The following is a 20266-nucleotide window of genomic DNA, read 5'->3' as shown; positions in this document are numbered from 1 at the left end:
TGTTATTATGACGATAAATGAAACTTTCTTTTAGTAAAGAATCGGAATTTTACGAAAGATTGTGAAAGAGATCTCAATACTATTGCTTTCGTGTTGTTACGAAATCTTTTGGGTGTAATATTAATTTCGAAAGCAAGCGAAAGCTTGTTTTCATAGGAGACTAAAGAGTGAAAAGTGCGATCGAAAGGCGGATGGAAATCGTTGATGTTGTAAACAGTGACGGTAAAGCGCGTGTAGAAGATTTAGCATCTCGATTTGGTGTCTCGAGTGTCACTATTAGAAGTGATCTGAGTTTTTTGGAGAAGAACGGCTATGTAGTGCGTTCTCATGGTTCAGCCATACCAAATACCGGTGCATTAGCTGAGCTGACAATTCAAGAAAAACGCCATCAAAACGCAGGTATTAAGTGCCAGCTAGGCATGGCGGCAGCTGAGCTAATCAATAATGGTGACACAGTTATTCTAGATTCTGGTACTACCACACGTGAAATCGCTTCAAATCTGAAGAATGTGGAAGATGTGGTAGTAATGACCAACGGTCTGGATGTCGCGATGGAGTTGTCATCTGCTTCGGGAGTCGAAGTATTGATGACTGGGGGAGTTCTTCGGAAGAAGGCACTTTCTTTTTCAGGTTCACAGGCAGAAAGCAGTCTAAAAAATTATCGTTTTGATAAAGTCTTTTTGGGTGTGGACGGATTTGATTTACGAACTGGAATTTCAACATACAACGAGCAAGAAGCTAGCCTAAATAGGCTTATGTGTGAAATATCAGAGCAAGTGATTGCTGTAGCAGATTCAAGTAAGTTTGGTAAACGCAGTTGCCATATGATTCGTGAATTTGGAAATATTCATACACTTGTGACAGACACTGATATCCCTCAGGAATATATACAGGGATTACGTGACTTGGATGTAAATTTAATCTTAGTCGAGAAAAAGTAAGTACAACCCCTCTTAAACTAACTCCATAGTCGGCATGCTGGCCTGATTGTGGAGTTAGTACATGAACACCCTTTTAACGATTATTCAACGCCATAAGCAAGGTGAGAACAATGGAATTTACTCCGTGTGTTCTGCACATCCGCTTGTTATAGAAGCGTCAATTCTTCAAGCTAAAAATGACAATTCTGTAATATTGATTGAAGCGACATCAAACCAAGTCGATCAATATGGTGGCTACACTGGTATGACTCCAGAGGACTTTCGAAATTTCGTTTTCGATTTAGCCGAGAAGAATCAATTCCCTATTTCCAACCTCATCTTAGGTGGTGACCATTTAGGTCCAAACCGTTGGCAAGATCTCTCCCCTGCTGAAGCTATGAATAAGGCTGATGCTCTAATTGAAGCATACGTTGCAGCTGGATTTAAGAAAATCCACTTAGATTGCAGTATGTCCTGTGCTGGCGACCCTGTCCCTCTTACGGACGAGGTGGTAGCAGAACGTGCTGCTAGGTTGGCAAAAGTTGCTGAACTTACTGCGGAAAAAGAATTTGGTCGAAGTGATGTAGTTTATGTTATTGGCACGGAAGTACCAGTACCAGGCGGCGCTGCTGAAGAGTTAGGTGAACTAGAGGTCACCACTCCTGAAGCAGCGACAGAAACCATTAATTGTCACTATCACGCATTCAAAGCGCAAGGGCTAGCAGATTGTTGGTCACGTGTGATTGGTTTGGTTGTTCAGCCTGGTGTTGAGTTTGACCACACAGCCGTGATTGATTATCAGCCGGAGAAAGCGCTTGAGTTGAGTAAAATGATCGGTGCGCACAATCATATGGTTTATGAAGCGCATTCTACCGATTATCAGACTCAACGTGCTTATGATGCATTAGTTCGCGACCACTTCGCTATTTTGAAAGTAGGGCCAGCATTAACATTCGCAATGCGTGAAGCTCTGTTCAGTCTCTGCAATATTGAAGAGGAAATCGTAACCAAAGCGAGTTGCTCCCACCTAAAAGAGCATATTGAACAGCAGATGTGCTCTAACCCAAGCAACTGGAAGAAATACTATCAAGGTGACTCTAATCAGCAGCGCTTTGCCCGTAGTTTTAGCTTTAGTGATCGAATTCGTTATTACTGGCCAGATCAACAAATTGCCCGAGCGCAAGACAAGTTGTTTTCCAATTTAACGCATTCAGGTTTGCCTTTCCCTCTGTTAAGCCAGTATTTACCTGACCAGTTTAATGCAATTCGAAATAGCGACCTTGAAAGCTCTCCAAAAGCCATTGTGATCGACAAAATTCAGCAAGTTTTGCGCGCGTATGCGAAGGCTTGCAAGCTTCAGAAATAAGGAAAAATAATGAACAGTTATCTAGGTTATTCGGAAACTAAGCTCAATGAGAATAAAGGTTACTGGACTGCGAAAGAAATTATGCAGCAACCAGAATGTTGGAGAAAAACCTTCAATATCGTCAACGAGTGTAGCGCTCAACTTTCAGACTTTATGTCTCAGTTTATTGATAAGCCCGATTTACGCATTATCTTAACAGGTGCTGGAACCTCAGCGTTTGCGGGCAAAGCGGTTGCTCCAACCCTCACAAAGTTGACTAATCACCGCATCGAAGCCATTGCGAGTACAGATCTTGTTTCCAATCCAGCAGATTATTTTGCGGAAGACCTACCTACTTTGGTCGTTTCATTTGCTCGATCTGGTAACAGTCCAGAGAGTGTGGCTGCTGTTGACCTAGCGGACCAGTGCTTGAGTGAATGTTATCACCTGTTCTTAACATGTAACGCCGAAGGTGAGCTTTATAAGAGTAGTTTAAAAAGTGATAAGCGCTTTGCGTTAGCAATGCCACCAGAAAGTAATGACCAATCTTTCGCAATGACATCAAGCTTTACTTCGATGATGCTTTCACTATGTATCGTTTTTTCCGAAGATTGTTTCAATAAAAAAGAAATTGAAAATATTTGCACTAGTTCTGAGGCATGGATCACCGCAATTAATCCGTCATTGATTACTATGTCAGACGAATATGTTGAGCGGGTGATTTACCTTGGTAGTGGTGGTTTTCAGGGTTTAGCACAAGAGTCTTCGCTTAAGCTTCTAGAGCTAACTGCGGGGAAAATCGTATCGTGCTTTGATTCCCCACTGGGCTTTCGCCATGGACCAAAATCTATCGTTGACGATAAAACAATAGTCTTTGTTTTTGTTTCGAATGACCCTTATACGCGTAAATATGATCTTGACTTACTGAATGAACTGCGTCAAGACAATATCGCTAAGCGTGTCATTGCAATCTCGGCTCAAGCCGATGATATCCCTGTCGACGACAATCATTCACTTGTACCTGATATGTCGGACGCTTCAGACGTACAACTCTTATTCCCCTACATAACTTTCGCACAAATTTATGCGTTTCATAGCGCACTTAAATTAGGAAATACCCCAGATAACCCTTGTCCTACCGGTGAAGTAAACCGTGTGGTTCAGGGCGTTAACATTCATAACTTTAACAAATAACTACAAGGAAGCATTATGACTTCACCAAATATCGTTTGGACTCGTATCGATGAGCGCTTACTTCATGGTCAAATTCGTATCACTTGGGGTAAACATACTGAAGCGAATTTAATCTTGGTGGCAAACGATGAGGCCGCTGAAGGACCGAATGCTGCATTTATGCAGGCAGGAATGAAGGCATCTGCAGGTGGTGAATATGCGGTTCGTTTTTTCTCTATCCAAAAGACGATAGATGTTATCCACAAAGCTTCACCTCAACAGAAGATTTTTGTTCTATGTAACAGCCCTACTGACGTAGCTCGATTAGTCGAAGGGGGAGTGCCTATTACGCACTGTAATGTTGGCAACATGCACTTCCATGAAGGTAAACAGCAAATCGCTAAGACGGTTTCTGTTGATGCTAAAGACATTGAAGCGTTTGAGCGCTTAACTGCGAAAGGTGTGGCTTGTACGATTCAAAATACACCGGATCAGTCACCTATTGATGTTTTGGAGCAAGCCAAGGCGTCTGCGTAACCAACCCGAGGAAATAGATCATGTTTATGGAAGCACTTTTGGTCGGGGTATGGGCATTTTTCTGTGGTATCGATAAATACGATGTCGCATTAAATATCCATCGACCACTAATCACAGGCCCTGTTGTGGGTCTGATAATGGGAGATATGCAGGTTGGCCTAATTGCGGGTGCAACACTTGAACTTGCCTGGCTTGGCCTAGTGCCTAACGCAGGTGCTCAGCCGCCTGATGTGACTTTAGGTACGATTGCCGCTGTCGCATTTGCAGTGATGACAGGTCACTCGGCTGAAGTTGCTATGGGTGTCGGCATGCCTATTGCGGTATTAATGCAGATGCTAGTGATTGGTTTCTTTGCGGTAACTTCTTTCACAATGGGGACAGCAGACCGCTTTGCTGAGCGAGGCAGTAGTCGGGGCATCGATATGTTGTTGATTACCACTATATCGGCGCGTGCCATGTTATATGCAGTCGTTGGTTTTGTGACGGTCTACTTTGGTGAACGAGGTGCTGCTTGGATTGATGAGAATGCGCCGACGGTTCTACTTGAAGGTTTGGGTATCGGTGCACGCATGGTTCCTGCGATTGGTTTCGCAATGCTTCTTAAGATCATGTGGTCAAAGGAAGTAGCGGGTGTGTTCTTTATTGGTTTCGTAATGACAACCTATCTACACCTTCCAATCATGGCAGTAGCGGTATTAGGAGCTTCAGCAGCAGCGTTGTACTACTTCTTTAGCGGCGATGGCCAATCAAATAACAAACAAGCCGAGGAATTTGAAGATGGCATCTAATATCACAACAACGGATACTTTGGATACAGAAGCATCTACGCTAGACACCACGCATGTGAATCTTGTCGATGACATCGATGGATATGAGGATACCACTCCTCGCAAAGTTATCACCAAGAAAGACCTTTGGATATGCTCGATTCGAGGCCTATTCATGGAAGGTAACTTTAACTTCGAACGTATGCAGGCAGGCGGTTTTGCTTACTCCATTATTCCGGCGCTTAAGAAGATCCATGGAAACAACAAGCGTGATTTTGCGAAATCTTTGAAGAACCACCTACAGTTCTTTAACGCTAGTCCAAAGCTTTTTACGTTCCTATTGGGTACGGCAATAGCGATGGAAGAAAACAAAGAAAAACCATCGACGGTCAATGTAGTGAAAGTTGCAGGTATGGGACCTACAGGTGGTATCGGTGATGCGATTGACCACATGACCTTAATGCCTCTGACTCTGGCTTTAGGTGCGTCGATTGCATTGGAAGGCTCAATTGCTGGTCCTTTTGTTTTCTTCGCTCTGTACCAAGCAGTTCACTTTTTTGTTTACTTCTGGCTGATGTTTATGGGCTACAAAGCTGGTACCGCAGCGATGGTGAACTTAAGTGGTGCTACTGAGAAGCTTGCCAAGGCGGCAAATATCATGGGTATTTTTGTTATTGGTGCCTTGTCCGCGACCTTTATACGGGTGAATACCACTGCCACGCTGGAGCTAGGGGGGGCCGAGGTTAACCTACAAACGGACCTCTTTGACAAGATAATGCCGAACTTGCTTCCGCTTTGTCTGGTGTTCTTTATGTTCAAAATGGTGAAGGGCACAGGGTTTTGGGCCAAACCACCAGTGCTTATCTTTGGTGCACTAGCCGGTGGTGTTATTGGCCACGCACTGGGCATTCTTTAGTTCCATATGAGGGGTGATTCGCCCCTCCTTTCTTTGAGGTATTACTATGATAGGTCTGGTTATTTCTGGTCACCTAAATTTTGCTACGGGTATGCAATCAGCAATGTGCGCGATTGCTGGACAACAATCAAAAGTGGAATTTGTCGATTTTGTTGAGAGCATGTCGACGGAGGAGCTAGAAGTTCAACTTAGAGCGGCACGCGATAAAGTGGAAAGCGGTAGCGGAGTGTTGTTCCTAACCGATATCCCAGGTGGCTCGCCTTGCAATCGTGCAATGAACATCATGATGGACACGCCTAATGTAGAGCTACTGGCCGGGGTGAATCTTCCAATGATTGCTAATGCCGCGTTTGAACGAGAAGACACAACGCTGGTTGAGCTAGTTGAAACACTGCAAGAAATTGGCGTGAGCTGTTTACAGAATATGCGCAAGGAGCTCGAAGCTTCGATGAAAGCCGAGCCTATTTTATGTGAAGAAGGCGGACTGTAATATATGCTTTTTGCCGTGAAATGTGCTCGAACATTTACTCACTCTGGCATAGAGACTGATAGCTATGTTGTTGTAGAAGATGGCACGATCCAAGCGATAACAAAGCGAGAACCAAAAGGTATGCAGGTGCATACCTTTCCTAACTTGTCTCTATTACCTGGCTTTATTGATATACACATCCATGGGCGCCATGGCTCAGATGTTATGGATGCCACTTCTGAGTCGTTGCAAACCATCTCAAATGCACTGCCTGCAACAGGCGTTGTTGCGTGGGTCGGTACAACAGTGACTGCACCAATGCCAGAAATTTTACGTGCGCTAGAAAATGTCAAAGCTTACTTACCGCAACAAGATCGTTGTGGCGCTCAATTGCTCGGTAGCTTTCTAGAAGGGCCTTACTTTACTGAAACTAATCGAGGTTCCCATCCTACTTCGTTTCTAAAACCCGCCAACATCGAAGAGCTTGAACTGTTGCTAGCTGCAGCAGATAAGTCATTGCTTCGCGTAGCGCTGGCACCTGAAACTGAAGGTGCTATGGACTGCATTGAATGGCTAAAAGCGCGCAATATTCTAGTTTCAATCGCACATACAGACGCAAATTATGATCAAGTAACAGAGGCTTTTCACAAAGGAGCAGACTGTGGTGTGCACCTGTTTAATGGCATGAGTGGACTGCATCATCGTGAGCCTGGATGCGCCGGGGCAGTTTTGTTCCATGACATGTTGGCGGAGCTAATTGCTGATGGCATTCATGTTAATCCAGTGATGATGCAATTGGCTTATCGAATGAAGAGCTATCGTGGTATTGCTTTGATTACGGATTGTATGCGAGCTGGTGGATTGGATGATGGTGACTATCAACTCGGCGCTCAAATGGTACAAGTGAGAGATGGGCAAGCAAGAACAAAGTGTGGATCGCTTGCAGGAAGCACATGCAGTCTCAATCAAGCTGTGCGCAACATGATATTCAAAGCCGGCGTTCCAGAGTGGGAAGCGGTGCAAATGGCAAGTGCGGTGCCTGCATCGTATTTAGGTATTGAAGACAGATTGGGAGCGGTGGCTGTCGGTATGGATGCTTCATTTACCCTAGTGGATAGTGATTTGAATGTTCATCGCACAATCATTGATGGTGAATGGGTCTATCAGTCGTAGTGGAGACATACAGATAACGGGCTCGAGATAGAACAAACTTTGTTAAGTCATCGTTTCTGCTCTTATTTACCAAGTAGAAAAAGGTCAGAAACGAAGGTGGAAAGAACAAAAGGTCACGCATGAGTATATCTGCCATTGACATGGGTGACCTTTTAGCTAGGTAAGGAGCAAACAATGGTATTTGGAACAAAGAGCGACGTCTTAGAGTCAATGAAAAGGGTTTATCGCTATCAAGCTGAGAACCAGACTCGTAGCGTAGTTCGCCGCAGTGGTAAAACGAGATTCATCAAAGATACAGACTGGGAACGTGGCGTCTTTTGGTCCTGTGTTTCAGCTGCATGGAAAGCGACGGACGATACGGAATATCTAAATGGTGTACTGAATTATGCGTTACATACTGGGTTTAGAACTGGCCCTAATCCTCGCTTTGCTGATGATCACATTTGTTGCCAAGCATATATCGATGTGTATCCAGTGGTAGATAAGATTGAAGCGCTAGAGCCTACTATCAAAGCACTAGATCTGATGGTAGAACAGCCTGACGCTGGTCGCAAAGATTGGTGGTGGTGTGACGCGTTATTTATGGCTCCTCCATCGTTTGCTGCCTTGTCGCAACATTTGGGTGATGACCGATACCTAAAATATATGCACACAGCTTATTGGGATAGTGTAGAGCACCTTCGAGACCCCGAGACAGGGTTGTTCTACCGAGATCATCGTTATATCCCTGATGGCAACGGTAATGAACTGCGTGAAAGTAATGGTGAGAAAGTATTTTGGAGTAGAGGGTTGGGTTGGGTATTAGCCTCTGTTCCTCGCCTAATGGCACGCATACCAGCAGACTTTCATGGCCGGTCTCAATACTTGGCTATGTTTTTGGAACTTGCTCACGAAGTTATTAAGTATCAGCAAGAAGATGGTTTTTGGCGTACCAGTTTATTGGATCCTGAGAGTTTCCCAGCACCGGAAAGTAGTGCAACATCGCTGTTTTGTTATGGCCTTGCTTGGGGGATTAATGAAGGTTTTCTCGATGAGGAAACTTACGTGCCTATTGTCGCAAAAGCATGGGCGGCCTTGCAAACTTGTATTCATGAAAATGGCATGATTGGTTGGGTTCAATTACCGGCATTTAATCCAAGAGACGTTAAGTTTGAGCACAATATTGATTATGGTGCTGGGGCATTTATGCTCGCGGCTACTGAAGTGGTCAGGCTTTGTAAATAGTTGATAAGTCAGTGTTAAGGTCGGTTTTAATAGTATTAAAATCGGCCTTTCTTACATTAAGGAGATGAAATGTACACGAAGTTATTACCCGTTCTGGTTGTGATGAGTAGCTCCGTCTTTGCGATGGAGAATAGTGAAATAACGAATAAAGTTTATCAGATTAAATACGCGAAAGTGATGCCAACACTGGGTGACAGCGTAAGTAGCAGTGTATGGGATAGTGCAAACACGCTTACTGATTTTACCTTGCCTTGGCGAGACGCAGTGCCTCCTAACACTGAGTTTAAAGCGTTATGGAACGACGATGCACTCTATATTCAGTATCGTGTTGAAGACCAAAATGTAGTGATCGGAGAAAACCCAGAGAGAGGGGCGCTAGACTCAGACCGAGTGGAGATTTTTCTTTCTCAGGATAAGCAGTTGTCTAACTATTACACTTTGGAAGTGGATGCAACGACTCAGTTTTATAGTATGCATGCTCAGTATGATTTAGATAGAAAGAAGATTGGCAGTCGTAATGATAAATGGCATTGGGACAATGTTGAAACTTATGGCAGCAAAACCAATAACGGTTACCACGTAGAAATGAAAATACCGCTAGAAACTATTACAAAACTCGACCTTTGGCAGAATTCAGATAAGACGGTACTACTATGTGCGCTGATGCGTGCAGAGTTTACACGTTTGGATAGTGGCGATATTGATATGGCCTGGATGACATGGGTCGATCCGAAGACAGAGAAGCCAAATTTTCATAACCCTGATACATTTGGTGAGTGTCACTTGGTTAATTAGAACTGTTTTGCCGATTTGGCTTCAAAAATCCGTTGAGTGCGTTTTGCCACCAGAATATACAATAGTGGTTCAGGTGGCGTTTAACGAACAATTAATTTCATTGAGAAAAGGTCAATGTGAAAAAAGTAGTGATGTTTCTTGGTTGAGTGTAGTTAGTAAGAGTGTCTTTCTGTTGATTACGTCAATTCGGCGACTTTTTTGAGCTTCTAACTTCAATAATTTTTTAATGAGTTCAACGTGTTCTGCATTGAACAATTCCGTTTGACTTACGGACGTCTCTCTAAATTTACTAGTAGACTTCATCAAATAACTATCGTTAAAGGTCCAAGTGCCATACTCAGATATTTTGAGGTGGGAAATAGAGCCTGTGTGAAGATTAGACCAAATTACGGTGAGCTCTTGTAAGTATGTCCCATTAGGTAAATAGCGAACTTGCGATTTCACGTTAAGGTCACGTAGAGACATTGGCTCGGCAACCATAATGTAGTGAGGAATAACAAGACCTTGGATATTTGTTTGCCATTCTGTTGAAGTTAAAACACGCTCTATATTGAGATCACTTCGGTCGTATAACCACCAACTATACACTGCAGACAATGTAAGTATGATTAGAGTAAGGAGTATCTTCATATCGCACTAACTTTGCAAAGCACATCGTTCATTGGTGCTGTTTGTTGTCTGATTTGCCAAGTGCATTGTCGTATTTTGGCCAGAACGTTCCAATGCGTGAACAAAATTCAACGTAATGACTTTATCTAGATTTGTAGTGACAATGACTTGGGTCGGGCGTTGATCCGATAAAGTGGTTTTGATGTAACGGTTAATACACTGTTCGATAGTTGCTTGCCACTGAGCCAGATTTTGGGAGTGTTCAGGAATGAGAATTTCAACATTGCTAACGTGTCCCACTGTTCTTAATGAGCGGGTTGGAAGATCATTGTATGCGTACACAATCAACGGTAGTAACATGGCCGTCAACATTACGAATGACATCAATATATAACTGCGTTTGATCGCAGAAATTACAGAGAGAATAGGCTTGGTAGTGTCGGCTTCTGTTGTCGTGCTGGCAATGGTAGTTGAGAGGTTCACGTCTTTATGGGGTGGTTGAACTTCACTGAAACCGCCTATCCATTTGTAGCCCCGTCTGGGTACAGTTTGGATAAACTTAGGACACTTGGTGGAGTCGCATAGCTGCTTGCGCAGTGTAGAAATGGCTTGAGTTAAACTAGAATCTTCGACTTCGATACCTTGTTCTCGCCAAACATACTCATGAAACTCGTTACGGCTGATGATTTCATTTGGTCTAGAAATAAATAACTGCAAAATACGGTTCTCATTGCTACCCAGCTGCTGGGTGTCTAAGTTATTGTTTTTCTCTGTAATAGTATGGTCGTTAGGGTTAAAAATATACTCCTGGCCTAGGGTAAACATGCCTTCCATGTTGTTCATGATAAGTTCCTTCGTTTTGTAACAAGTGATTGATTCTGATATGAAAGTAAAAGTGGAAAATAACCTATTGAGATATAGGCTATTTTCTTCATCAATTACAAATTAAACATATAGCTTATCGCTAGTTTGGTATTAGTTCGGTCTCCCCGATTCGGGAATGGATCGTTTTCAACGATATTGGCTAGTGTGTCATCTGGTCTGTGGAATGCCTGTTGCAGGTTGAAGACAAATCCTTTCAGTGCACCAGTCCTAGGTCGATATCGAAGTGTGATGGCGTGTTCATATTCACTGCCATACTTGGTCGCTCCTGTTGCCTTTTCAATAATTGGTGCTTCGCCCCAGTGATATCCGTATTCAACGTACAGATCTGGATGACCAAAGTTTCGGAAGTCGTATCTTAGCTGAACTACTCTTGCGTCCATGCCATCACGTCGAAAACCATGGTAGTTACCGTTGGTCGGTAGGTTCAGATAGCCTTTTGCATTTCCGAATCCATAGCTAAATGAACCGTTGCCATTTTTCCTAGGGGCATCGATATGTGTAAAGCCATACATTAGTTCTAGAGCATCGTATTGGAGACGAAACTCGTAGGACGCAGCGGATGCGTATGTATCAAACGCGGCTTGTCCCTTATCTACGTCTTGTTGCCAAAGGTCACCGGCTGCACGGTTGTAGTAATATTGACCTTTTACATAGACACTGGTTACGGAAGAGAGGGGGTGGCGATACCAAACATCGACATGTGATCGTCTTAGGAAGTCTTTTGCTTCTCCATATGCCGCTCGATATCCAGAATTTTGGTAATTTTTACGAACACGCATTGTGTACAAGTAGTCGTATGTCAATGGATAGGGGTCATAGTAATTGGAGTTACCGGTTAGGTTGCCCATTTTTGACTCATTACCTCCCATAAATCCGGTAACGAAGCCACCATCAAAGATGTAGCCATTTTGACTGTGTTGAGCCATAACACCGCGATAACTAGATAGCAACGCACTGTCTAGGTCTGCTGACGTAATCATACCGGTATTGTAGAAACCGTCTCCGACGCGCATAAAGCCACGTTGTTGACCTTTCCCCCAGTCTAATCGAACGTTGGCAACGGGAAGTTTTCCATAGCCACTCGTGTCATTACACTTATATTGGCCTTTATAGGGTTCCCCTCCGGTCCAAAAACAGTCTTTACTCATGAAGATTTTTTCACCTGCATTCCAGTTATGGACACCGCCAGGATAAGAATCCGCGAGCTTAAACATGTGGTTGTAGCCTACGTCAAAGCTCATTGCGAGAGTACTGTCCTTGGAGAAAGACGCTTTCCCAGATGTATAGAACAGACCTACTGATTGCCCCCACTCATATTGACGATACATGCCATCCACATTTTTATCTGGATAACGAGTATATCTTTCAGTTGATTTCAAATGGTTTAAAAGTGTTAAAGACACTTGTTGTCCTGTAACAAGTTCGCTATAAAACTGGCCTACTGATGTTGCCGAAGCCGTTGGAATGTTTGATAGCAGGGCTATCGATGTTGTAATAGCTAAAGCGTTAGTTTTAAGGGCATTGATTCTTACGCTGCCAGTGTTTAAAAACATGGGTTACATAGTCTCCGCAACTTTCTTAATGCAAAAATTAAATTCGTATTGAATGGTCAAATTGGTTCAATGTTCTTACGTTAATGATACACCTTTCTTTCGATATCTTTCGTGTTTTTCATCACGAAAACATAAATAAGTTGAAAACCCAAAAATATAGTCGTGATCACTGAATTTATAATTTGCTTCTCATACAATGAAAGCATGTGAAAGCCGTGGTGGCTTTTGGTTGCGAATTATACGGTTTAACTTTTTGTTTTCTTACACGAGGGATTTATGATGGCAGTACAGAGTGCCAGCCAGATATCATCACCATCCAAGCTTTCGTTAGCAGTTTTGATTGGATTCTGTTTTGTGACGCCGCAGTCTCAAGCAGAAATGGAATTATTTCCAAGCCAAAGCGTGTTTGTCAGTTCACAGTCAGTGAATCCGCTATTCAACGATTTCAATTTAGTGACACCAGTGCAGAGTACTACTGAGATGCCTGTGATTGATGCGGCTATCCGTGGTGGAGCAGATTCAACGGAAGTTTATGTGTTGAGCACGTTGGTGGAACAGGCGCAGGTTACGGGAAATACGGAGTTAATGAATTTACTTTCATCAGCAGCGACGGATGAAGAAGCGGCAAGACTGGCGAGAGCTTTGACACCAGATCGTAGCGGAGCCAACATATACGCGGTGCTGCAATCTCAAGAAGTGTTTGCTAACGCCATCAAGAAAAGAACTCGCGATAATATTCATGGCATTCCCGCTCAGTCGAATTTTTGGCTGAGTTTATTGGGTAATGACCAGACGTCTTATGTGAACTCTGACGGCTCAAATCGCTACGATGGTTTTAATTCTTCGTCCTACGGCGCCGCTTTTGGTTTTGATAAAATTTTCTCAGGCAATAGTTTGTTAGGTTTGGCGTTTAGCCATCAACATATTGAGACTGGCTCTCGACTTACCGCGAACTCTTCTGAAATTGAGACGCTTCAAGCCGCTGTCTATGGTGAAACAATGTGGCATGACATCAACTTTTCGGGAAGAGGGATTGTTGGGCGTGGCTCTCACAAAATTAGTCGTAACATCGAAGGGGGATCTGACTTTTCTGGCCATACCAATGCTGATGGTCGGACGCAAAGTACCACTGCATCGTTACAGGTGGATATGAGTTACCCTATTTACGTCTCTAGTTTCACTTTCTTACCCGTCGTGTCTTCAAGTTACAACTACGCCATGTTAGATGGTTACTCTGAAGACTACGTCCGCACTTATAACAACAATGGTGTACTTACCAAATCAACGGGTTCAGCTGCTGCGTTGTCATATGATACTCAATTCTACGATGAGCTGTTGTTTGGTGCTGGATTGGAAATCGCACATACCTGGTTTACTGGTATTGGTGCGTTACATAGTCGCCTAGGTGGTCATGTCAATTACAACGCTTTAGATACAGATCTCAATATCACATCTCGCCTAGTTAGTGGGGGAGATAGTTTTACCGTTCAAGCCAATTCTCGCGAAAAACTTCGCTATCAAAGCTACTTCGATATGGTGCTAGAAACAGACGGTAGATTCTCGTGGAGTCTTGGCGTTCAGTATGATTGGGATGACTCCTCAAAGAATGCTATGGCCTATGGTCGAGCGATTTATTCCTTTTAATTACCCTATTAATCAAAGATTTATTTAGATGAATATGTTTAAATTCTCAAAGTTGGCGTTGGTCATTGGTTCTGTAACACTTTTGGGCTGTGGTGAACCTGAGTCCAACGCAAATAGCTTAGATACAAGTTCTTACTTGCAGCCTGGCGGGTATATGTATTTTTTCGAAAATGGTATGCCTAACACGATTTTTTCTTCTAAAGAGAATGCTCTTCAGCTTAATCAAAAATACGCAAAAGATGGCGACCATAGTTTGTCTTGGGAGTTTGTTCCGGGTGCAACGCTGTCTTTTAACCAACCTATTGGTTATCGGCACTTTGTTGAAAATGATGTTGATCAATCGATAAGTACCTTCTCCACTTGGATCTACAATGATACTCCGCAGAAAGAGCACGCACGCTTCGCTTTTGGTACGGGAAAAGAAGTCCAAGCTTATTTCGACATTGATCTGAATTTCTCTGGTTGGCGTCATCTGCTTATTCCATTCCGTGACATGGAGGGATCACCTTCAGAAAGTATGGATTTCTTGCAAGTAAATATGCCAGAAAACATTCAGCCGGGGACATTATATTTTGATCAGCTTATGCCAAGCATTCCGGTTGACCCTCGTTGGCCAACGCGAGACAAGGTAGTACCGTTTATTAATACCGCTGCGGATAGTGCCCCGAATCGTCACTGGTTGGCACATTATCTATACAACGGGTATATGCAAGCAGGATTAGAGCAAGCTAACGCGACAAAGTTGGACAGTACAGCGGTCGCAACGATAAGCAAACGACTTGACTCTTTTATTACTCAAGGACGCAATAACAAAGTGGACTTGGCGGATATTCAGCGTCAATTTGATGCCTTTGAGCTACAAGAAATTGATGGATATGTTGCTGGTAAGACAATAGGCAACGGAAATCGATTAAAAATTTTCCTTGATAAGGGGGTTAATAAGGGACTTCTCAATCAAGAGGGATATGACACTTTATTCGACGTTATCGATGTTCGTAATTACAGTGACTTGGTTTTACAGATCACTCGCGCTATGAATTCCGACGTTTCGGCGCAAGCCAAGAAGGATTTGACGGAGAAGTACATTCTGCTTACTCGATTCGCGCTTGATCAAGGATACGAAGCGGGGAGTGGACTCGGTACTTCTCATCATATTGGCTATGGCTTTCGGCCTTTGTTTGAGGCGCACTTTTTAAATCGGGATGTGTTAGAGCAGAATGGGTTGTTGACTGAAGTGAGTCAAATGATGTCGTGGTTCTCCAATGCAGGGCGCATATTTACCCCTGAGAATGAGTTGACCAACTTCAATGTCGACATTATGAATACGCAGTTGCGCGCCATGCTTTACAGTATTCTGATGCAGCCAAACGAGCAAGTAAAAGCGATTCAATTGGCTCAATTCTCTCAGTGGCTTTCTAAGTCCATAGTTACCTCTGAAGGGATGTCAGGAGGCTTTAAGGTTGATGGCTCAGTATTCCACCATATTCAGCACTATCCGGCGTACGCAAGTGGCGCATTGAAAGGGGTAACTCCTGTAGTAGAGGCGTTGAGTAAGACGAGTTATGCCATTGATACTTCTGCCCACGAACAATTAAAACACGTTGTCGCAATGGGAGAATTGTACAGTTTTGATCAGCATACCCTAATGTCGGTAGCAGGTCGGCACCCAACGGGCTTGCAGACTATTGACCTAGAGCCTTTCCAGCACCTTGCAAAGTCGGGGTCTCCAGATGGTAAGCAGCCAATAGATATTGACATGGCCCAAGCCTATTTACGTTTGGCTCGTTCAAATACACCTTTTAGCAAACAACTAGCCGAACTTGGAATCGAGTCCGCTCCTATTGCTAGTGGTAACTGGGCCATGAATTTCGCCAGCTTGTCGCTACAACGTCGTGATGGCTGGATGGCGGGAGTAAGGGGATTTAGCCGATACCTTGTGGGTAACGAAAGTTATGCTAACGCCAATCGTTATGGTCGCTACATTAACTACGGGCAATTGGAAATTATGTCAGGCGACAGCGATAAGCGAGCCTTTAGCCATGATGGATGGGACTGGAATCGTTGGCCTGGAATTACGTCCGTACAATTACCCTTCGAGCAGTTGAATGCACAGTTGCGTAATGTTGACCGTTATAGTGGTTTGGAAGAAATGCTACTTAGCGAACAATCTTATGCGGGAGGTCTAAGCCATCGAGATAATGGGATGTATGCTCTCAAGCTGCAAGGGCACCCCAAATACGATGGTAGCTTCTATGCCAATAAGAGTGTGTTTTTCTTTGATGACCGCATCGTGGCGTTAGGTTCAGATATTACTACGGAAGAAAGTCGATATCCGACGCAAACAACTTTGTTCCAACATGCAATTCGCCAAGATGAGCATGCTTACGCAGACGGACATGAATTCCCGTCGGAGCTCAAAAAGCTACCAATTGAAAATAAGAGTACAACGGTTTTGATTGACCCAGCGAATAATGCTTATGTGGTTCCACATGGTCAATCGGTGTCCATTAGGCAAGGTGAGCAACACTCAGTTCATCAGAAAAACAGTAAGCCTACCAAAGGGTCTTTCGCTACTGCCGTTATCGATCACGGTAACGCTCCAGAGTCTGGTAGCTATCAGTATGTTGTGTTGGTGGACTCCGATGAGCAGCAAGCAAAACAATTTGCTGAGCTGGTGGCATCTGAGCAGAGTCCAATTGAGGTACTTCAGCAGAATACCCAAGCTCATATCGTGTGGGATAGAGAATCTAGCACCAAGGCTTTTGCCATCTTTGAAGCCGGTGTCTCGATAAATGACGAATTGATCAAGGAAGTAGATGTTCCTGCCATGTTAATGGCGTCCTTTGAAGGCCAGCGACTAGCCTTGTCAGTTGTTAATCCAGACTTCAGCTTCTACCAAGGTATTGATGAAAGCCAGTATGACGAGGGCGGTGTTCTAAAAGAAGTCAGTATTTACTCTCGTCCTTGGAAAGACTCACCGTCTCAGCCTGTTAAAACTAATGTAACACTTAAGGGACAGTGGAAATCTACGGTGCCAACGAAGGGGGTCTACATTGAGTTGGACTATCAAGGTAATACTTTGCTTACGGTAACGACCGTGAATGCACAAGGTGTTCACTTAAATCTGGAGCAAATCTAACCCCATCGTTTTCAAAGAGCCAGAGGCGACTTTGGCTCTCTATAAAGGCAGGTTTGGATCTTGCCTTTGATAAGGAATCTAACATGAAGACAAACGTCTCTTTGCTAAAAATAACGCCAATAGCAGCGATGATTTCCTCATTGCTATTTTGTGGTGTTGCGGTTGCCCAAACGACTGAAGTAGATAAAAACGAAAGTGAAGTGCAACAGGTGGTTGTTGAGCACAACCCTTTAGAGGCTCAAATTATCGGCTTTGTTGACGATACCATGCCTGACTACGTAACGGTAACTGAAGGCTCTCATATAGAGCTAACCAAGAAACGCTCAATTTATGGTGATCAGTCACTAAAATGGGACTGGAAGTCGGGTGATGAGTTACACATTGATCATACTTTTTATTATTACACGCCAGAAGAGTCCTTTAGGGCTTATGGACGTGGTTCGTCGACGGTTTTTTCTGTTTGGGTGTATAACGAAAAGGCGAGTGATGGCGAGCTTAAGTTTGAGTTTGGGTCAAGCAGCAGTAACTTTACTATGAAGCTTAACTTTACAGGTTGGAGAACGGTTGGTTTAGCGTTTCATCGAGACATGTTGGGTTCGCCATCGTCTGAGATGCGAGGGGTTACGGTTACGGCTCAAAACTCTGATGAAGGTGGCGAGTTGTACATTGATCGTATGATGGTCAGTTTAGACGATATTCGTTATCAATGGAGTGATGACATGGTGACCACAAAGATCACCAAGCCTGAAATAGATTATGAGCTGCCAGAAGTTCTCCCAGAGCCTACGATCGAAGAGCTAGTTGCCTTGGACCGAATTAAGTCTGAGTTGATCGATTTTCATGTTGCTAACATGGGTTCAGGCAAGCGAGTGATCAATGATATTCGTAAGCAATATGATCGCTACAATTTGCGAAAAGAGGATGGGGTGATTCGAGGCGCTCACCTTCTGACCAAAAACCAGATCACCATCTATCGTCCAGAACATCTTAATGATACGGACAAAGTATATGTCGATGAATATGAGCGCTTGCGAACGTATGCTGAGTTGATGGAGCGCATCGCGCGACTCTGGAAAGTGACGGAAGATGCAGAGATTAAACAAGAGATGCATGATAAATACATGCTGATGACCGAGCACTTATTGGATCAGGGCTTTCAAAAAGGGGCGAGCTTGGTAGCAACGCACCACTGGGGATACCCAACTCGTGGTTGGTATGCTTCGATTCTTTTGATGGAAGAGCCAATGCGTGAGGCTGGTCTAATGGAGCCAGTACATGAATCACTGATGTGGTTCTCTCGTGAGTTCCGTGACCGTGGCTTTGCAATGAAAGTAGGACCAAAGAGTTCGGATATGGACTACTACAATACCTTGCTTTTGGCCCAGATGATCATGTTATTGCTCGAAGATGACGTGAAAGAGCGTGTGGCTTTGTATCACAAATTCTCAGATTTTATCTCTGGAAACTTAGCTCAAACACCAGTGGGCTATGCTGACGGCTTTAGACCGGATGGTACGGCATGGCGACATCGTGGTAACTACCCAGGATATTCATTTGCAGCGTTACGGTTTGCTTCCTTTAGTGCCTATCTGTTGCGAGAGTCGCCGTTTGAGTTATCACAAGAGGCAAGGGAATACCTAAAGCTTGCGATGATGTCTGCTCGTGTCTATAGCAACCCAAATCCAGGTGTGGGGACAAATGGCCGTCGACCTTTCTTTGGTATTTCTATTGAGCGTGTCGCGAGTGGTTTTGAATGGCTAGCTAAAGCGGGTGTTCATGGTGAGGGCATTGATCGAGAGTTAGCTCAGGCATACCTGCGTATTACTGAGAAAACGGCTGAAGAAGGTAAAAGAATATTCGGAGTGCCTGTTGCTCCGGAAGATCACCCACAAGGCGCTTACACCTTCAATTATGCTGCAATGGGCGTTTATCGCTATCAAGACAAAATGGTTACGATGAAGGGGTGGAACCGCTACGTTTGGTCATCGGAAATTTATCAGCGAGCGAACCGTTTCGGTCGCTACCAGAGTCATGGCAGTGTACAAATTCACAAGTGGGGAAATGAAAAAGACTACGGTTACTTCGAGGAAGGTTGGGATTGGAACCGAATGCCTGGAGCAACAACCATTCACCTACCTTGGGAGTTACTCAATTCACCACGTGAACACACGACTATGCTTCATAATGAAAGTCGTTACAACGGGGCGACGGATCTAAAAGGTAAGTATGGTGCTTTTGGCTTCGTACTTGAAAATCCGACTCGCTGGCCGGAATTCATAGATCCGAGTTTTACTGCTAAAAAATCCGTCTTTAGCTTTGATAATCGATTGGTAATGGTCGGGAGTAACATTAGCAACGGCCGAACCGCATACAATACAGATACAACGCTTTTCCAATATGGCCTCACGGATAAGACACAGTCTATGTATGTCAATGGTGAAAAAATCGAAGCATTTCCTTACTCTACAATGTTGTCTGAGGGAGATTGGGTGATCGATGGCATGGGAAATGGTTACTACATAGTGAAAGGAGGTGACATTCACGTACAACGTCAGCGCCAGGAGTCCTTAGATAACCAACGAATGCAGCCAACGGAAGGTGATTTTGCCTCCGCGTGGATTGACCATGGTAAAGCGCCATCAAAAGCAAAGTACGAGTACATAGTTGTATTGGATGCTACACCAGAGTCTATGGCCAAACTTGCTCAAGAGATGAGCCAGACACCAAGTCAACCATATCGAGTAATTCGCCAAGATGGCAACGCCCATATTGTTCATGATAATGAATCGGGCGTGACCGGTTACACTGCGTTTGGTTTTGTTCGTACTAATGATAAGTGGGTACGCGCTATCAGTACATCTGCTGTGGTGATGGCACAAGAAAAAGACAATATTTTGGCGCTAAGTGTTGCTAATCCTGATTTAAATATGGAGAGCGATACACGCAGTCGTGTTGCCCCTGTCGCTGTTACTTTGATTGGTTCGTGGGAGTTGAGAGAACCAATGGAAAACGTAACAATTCGAAGAAAAGGCCCAACCACGGTAGTGACGGTGAATTGTATAGATGGTATACCCGTTCAGATAGATCTAAATAAAATTTAAAGGCACTTGAAAGAAA

16 protein-coding genes are annotated in these 20266 nt (G+C 43.9%); 13 read left to right on the top strand and 3 right to left on the bottom strand.

The window, feature by feature from the left end; translation table 11 throughout:
* Positions 1–167: 167 nt before the first annotated feature.
* The 10 genes from agaR (at position 168) to C4S60_RS17395 (ending at position 9319) form a co-directional block, all read left to right on the top strand.
* Positions 168–941 carry a transcriptional repressor AgaR gene (agaR, locus tag C4S60_RS17440; protein ID WP_103881643.1) on the top strand — a complete coding sequence of 258 codons (774 nt, stop codon included), beginning with the start codon at positions 168–170 and terminating at the stop codon, positions 939–941.
* 61 nt (positions 942–1002) lie between these two features.
* Positions 1003–2286: a tagatose-bisphosphate aldolase subunit KbaZ gene (gene kbaZ, locus C4S60_RS17435; protein WP_103881642.1), complete on the top strand. Its 1284-nt coding sequence runs from the start codon at positions 1003–1005 to the stop codon at positions 2284–2286.
* A gap of 9 nt (positions 2287–2295) precedes the next feature.
* The gene (locus tag C4S60_RS17430; protein ID WP_103881641.1) at positions 2296–3459 is read left to right on the top strand and encodes an SIS domain-containing protein; all 1164 of its coding nucleotides are present in this window, start codon (positions 2296–2298) and stop codon (positions 3457–3459) included.
* A 15-nt stretch (positions 3460–3474) separates the two neighbouring features.
* Positions 3475–3975 carry a PTS N-acetylgalactosamine transporter subunit IIB gene (gene agaV / locus C4S60_RS17425; protein ID WP_103881640.1) on the top strand — a complete coding sequence of 167 codons (501 nt, stop codon included), beginning with the start codon at positions 3475–3477 and terminating at the stop codon, positions 3973–3975.
* A 20-nt stretch (positions 3976–3995) separates the two neighbouring features.
* On the top strand, positions 3996–4763 hold the full coding sequence (gene agaW, locus C4S60_RS17420) for a PTS N-acetylgalactosamine transporter subunit IIC (protein ID WP_103881639.1): 768 nt from the start codon (positions 3996–3998) through the stop codon (positions 4761–4763).
* Entirely contained in the window at positions 4753–5658 is a 906-nt protein-coding gene (locus C4S60_RS17415) for a PTS system mannose/fructose/sorbose family transporter subunit IID (RefSeq protein WP_208623287.1), read from the top strand. Before agaW ends, C4S60_RS17415 begins: the two co-directional genes overlap by 11 nt.
* 46 nt (positions 5659–5704) lie before the next feature.
* On the top strand, positions 5705–6148 hold the full coding sequence (agaF, locus tag C4S60_RS17410) for a PTS galactosamine/N-acetylgalactosamine transporter subunit IIA (protein WP_103881638.1): 444 nt from the start codon (positions 5705–5707) through the stop codon (positions 6146–6148).
* 3 nt (positions 6149–6151) lie between these two features.
* Complete coding sequence (gene nagA, locus C4S60_RS17405; protein ID WP_103881637.1) at positions 6152–7300, top strand: N-acetylglucosamine-6-phosphate deacetylase; 1149 nt, start codon at positions 6152–6154, stop codon at positions 7298–7300.
* Between the two features lie 174 nt (positions 7301–7474).
* Positions 7475–8524, top strand: coding sequence for a glycoside hydrolase family 88/105 protein (locus C4S60_RS17400; protein ID WP_103881636.1), 1050 nt, complete (start codon positions 7475–7477; stop codon positions 8522–8524).
* A 69-nt stretch (positions 8525–8593) separates the two neighbouring features.
* Complete coding sequence (locus C4S60_RS17395; RefSeq protein WP_103881635.1) at positions 8594–9319, top strand: carbohydrate-binding family 9-like protein; 726 nt, start codon at positions 8594–8596, stop codon at positions 9317–9319.
* A gap of 111 nt (positions 9320–9430) precedes the next feature.
* Here C4S60_RS17395 and C4S60_RS23970 read toward each other — a convergent pair whose 3' ends face one another.
* The 3 genes from C4S60_RS23970 to C4S60_RS17380 all read right to left on the bottom strand — a co-directional run bounded on the left by C4S60_RS23970 (position 9431) and on the right by C4S60_RS17380 (position 12366).
* Positions 9431–9949, bottom strand: coding sequence for a regulatory protein ToxS (locus tag C4S60_RS23970; RefSeq protein WP_103881634.1), 519 nt, complete (start codon positions 9947–9949; stop codon positions 9431–9433).
* Between the two features lie 6 nt (positions 9950–9955).
* Positions 9956–10771, bottom strand: coding sequence for a winged helix-turn-helix domain-containing protein (locus tag C4S60_RS17385; protein WP_103881633.1), 816 nt, complete (start codon positions 10769–10771; stop codon positions 9956–9958).
* 95 nt (positions 10772–10866) lie between these two features.
* Positions 10867–12366, bottom strand: coding sequence for an OprD family outer membrane porin (locus C4S60_RS17380; protein WP_103881632.1), 1500 nt, complete (start codon positions 12364–12366; stop codon positions 10867–10869).
* A gap of 276 nt (positions 12367–12642) precedes the next feature.
* On the opposite strand from C4S60_RS17380, the gene C4S60_RS17375 reads away from it, so the two are divergent.
* The 3 genes from C4S60_RS17375 to C4S60_RS17365 all read left to right on the top strand — a co-directional run bounded on the left by C4S60_RS17375 (position 12643) and on the right by C4S60_RS17365 (position 20250).
* Entirely contained in the window at positions 12643–14010 is a 1368-nt protein-coding gene (locus C4S60_RS17375) for an autotransporter outer membrane beta-barrel domain-containing protein (protein WP_103881631.1), read from the top strand.
* A gap of 28 nt (positions 14011–14038) precedes the next feature.
* Positions 14039–17149 carry a chondroitinase family polysaccharide lyase gene (locus C4S60_RS17370; protein ID WP_103881630.1) on the top strand — a complete coding sequence of 1037 codons (3111 nt, stop codon included), beginning with the start codon at positions 14039–14041 and terminating at the stop codon, positions 17147–17149.
* Between the two features lie 83 nt (positions 17150–17232).
* Positions 17233–20250, top strand: coding sequence for a chondroitinase family polysaccharide lyase (locus C4S60_RS17365; protein ID WP_103881629.1), 3018 nt, complete (start codon positions 17233–17235; stop codon positions 20248–20250).
* The last annotated feature ends 16 nt before the right edge of the window (positions 20251–20266 follow it).

The sequence above is a fragment of the Vibrio hangzhouensis genome, from assembly GCF_900107935.1.
GTDB classification, from domain to species: Bacteria; Pseudomonadota; Gammaproteobacteria; order Enterobacterales; family Vibrionaceae; genus Vibrio; species Vibrio hangzhouensis.
The sequence above is the reverse complement of the archived record's forward strand: the minus strand, read 5'-3'. Positions and strand labels throughout refer to the sequence as shown.

Bases quoted from the DNA above. Each gene is read 5' to 3' on its own strand.
- nagA (WP_103881637.1), top strand. From the start codon at position 6,152: ATGCTTTTTGCCGTGAAATGTGCTCGAACATTTACTCACTCTGGCATA.
- C4S60_RS17395 (WP_103881635.1), top strand. From the start codon at position 8,594: ATGTACACGAAGTTATTACCCGTTCTGGTTGTGATGAGTAGCTCCGTC.
- C4S60_RS17415 (WP_208623287.1), top strand. From the start codon at position 4,753: ATGGCATCTAATATCACAACAACGGATACTTTGGATACAGAAGCATCT.
- C4S60_RS17365 (WP_103881629.1), top strand. From the start codon at position 17,233: ATGAAGACAAACGTCTCTTTGCTAAAAATAACGCCAATAGCAGCGATG.
- C4S60_RS17385 (WP_103881633.1), bottom strand. From the start codon at position 10,771: ATGAACAACATGGAAGGCATGTTTACCCTAGGCCAGGAGTATATTTTT.
- C4S60_RS17380 (WP_103881632.1), bottom strand. From the start codon at position 12,366: ATGTTTTTAAACACTGGCAGCGTAAGAATCAATGCCCTTAAAACTAAC.
- agaV (WP_103881640.1), top strand. From the start codon at position 3,475: ATGACTTCACCAAATATCGTTTGGACTCGTATCGATGAGCGCTTACTT.
- C4S60_RS23970 (WP_103881634.1), bottom strand. From the start codon at position 9,949: ATGAAGATACTCCTTACTCTAATCATACTTACATTGTCTGCAGTGTAT.
- agaF (WP_103881638.1), top strand. From the start codon at position 5,705: ATGATAGGTCTGGTTATTTCTGGTCACCTAAATTTTGCTACGGGTATG.
- C4S60_RS17370 (WP_103881630.1), top strand. From the start codon at position 14,039: ATGAATATGTTTAAATTCTCAAAGTTGGCGTTGGTCATTGGTTCTGTA.
- C4S60_RS17375 (WP_103881631.1), top strand. From the start codon at position 12,643: ATGATGGCAGTACAGAGTGCCAGCCAGATATCATCACCATCCAAGCTT.
- C4S60_RS17400 (WP_103881636.1), top strand. From the start codon at position 7,475: ATGGTATTTGGAACAAAGAGCGACGTCTTAGAGTCAATGAAAAGGGTT.
- kbaZ (WP_103881642.1), top strand. From the start codon at position 1,003: ATGAACACCCTTTTAACGATTATTCAACGCCATAAGCAAGGTGAGAAC.
- C4S60_RS17430 (WP_103881641.1), top strand. From the start codon at position 2,296: ATGAACAGTTATCTAGGTTATTCGGAAACTAAGCTCAATGAGAATAAA.
- agaW (WP_103881639.1), top strand. From the start codon at position 3,996: ATGTTTATGGAAGCACTTTTGGTCGGGGTATGGGCATTTTTCTGTGGT.